1 protein-coding gene is annotated in these 371 nt (G+C 55.3%); it reads right to left on the minus strand.

Going from position 1 to position 371, the window contains the following annotated elements:
* On the minus strand, nt 1-371 hold a 371-nt coding region (gene elbB / locus CSV68_RS16920), incomplete at both ends, for an isoprenoid biosynthesis glyoxalase ElbB (protein ID WP_099662675.1).

Here is a 371-nt window from a genome sequence, read left to right on the forward strand (position 1 = left end):
AGCGGGAAATCAAAAATTGTCGGAAGCATGGCCGGAGCGATGCAGATAAAGCCCTGCGGTTTACCCGCCGCATGCATGGCCTGTGATAATGCTTTTAAATGCGGATCAACCTGACACCCGGCGCCTTGCGTGGCAAACGTGCTGAGATTTTTAGCCGCCCCAAACCCACCCGGCACAATTAACGCATCAAGCTCTGCGGCGTCCGCCTGAATCAGAGGATGAATATCGCCACGCGCAATACGCGCGGCTTCAATCAGGACGTTACGGGTTTCCGCCATCGGCTCCCCGGTCAGATGATTAATGACATCAGCCTGATTTTTGTCTGGCGCGAAGCAAATGACTTCAGCCCCCTCTCTTGCCAGGGCCAGCAA

The sequence above is a fragment of the Sporosarcina sp. P29 genome, assembly GCF_002743265.1.
Classification (GTDB): domain Bacteria; phylum Bacillota; class Bacilli; order Bacillales_A; family Planococcaceae; genus Sporosarcina.